The organism is Ruegeria sp. AH12 (assembly GCF_056541465.1).
This window is the reverse complement of record NZ_JBQFYL010000238.1, coordinates 1-502: the sequence shown is the minus strand read 5'-3', so window position 1 is coordinate 502 and position 502 is coordinate 1. Positions and strand designations below refer to the sequence as shown.

1 protein-coding gene is annotated in these 502 nt (G+C 59.8%); it reads right to left on the bottom strand.

Annotated elements, in window-relative coordinates; all coding sequences use genetic code 11:
* Positions 1-502 (bottom strand): flotillin domain-containing protein (locus tag ACR0EL_RS22835; RefSeq protein ID WP_480502401.1); only part of this gene is annotated, 502 nt, incomplete at both ends.

Genomic DNA, 502 nt, shown 5'->3' with positions numbered 1-502 from the left:
CTGGCATCTGCACGGCCATTCCCATGATCGAATCCAACGCCTGATTGACAACCGGCTTTTCACCGCTTGAAACACCACCACCATTGGCAGCTCCGATCCCACCAACCTGATGGATTTTGATCGAGTCGATTTTTTCGGCCGGTTTGACCATTTCCGATATGATCGAGGGCATGGTTTCAATGCGGGTCAAGTCGACCTTCATCCGGATCTGCTCAGGTGACAGGGCATTGTCGGCCTCTACGATCGCACGCTTACCTTCCGCCTCGGCCAGCATGTCGTTCTTCTTGGCCTCGGCGCGAATGTTCAGCGCGTCTGCTTCGGCCTGCGCTTCCTCGCGGCGGGCTTCGGCGCGGTCTGCGGCGGCCTCTTTTTCGGCCTGCGCTGACAAACGGATCGCGGTGGCCTGGCGTTCGGCCTCACGGGTGGCTTCAATCAGAACAATCTGCTTCTGACGCTCGGCCTCGGCCACTTCGCGCGCCGTAGCCACCGCTTCGGTGGCTTT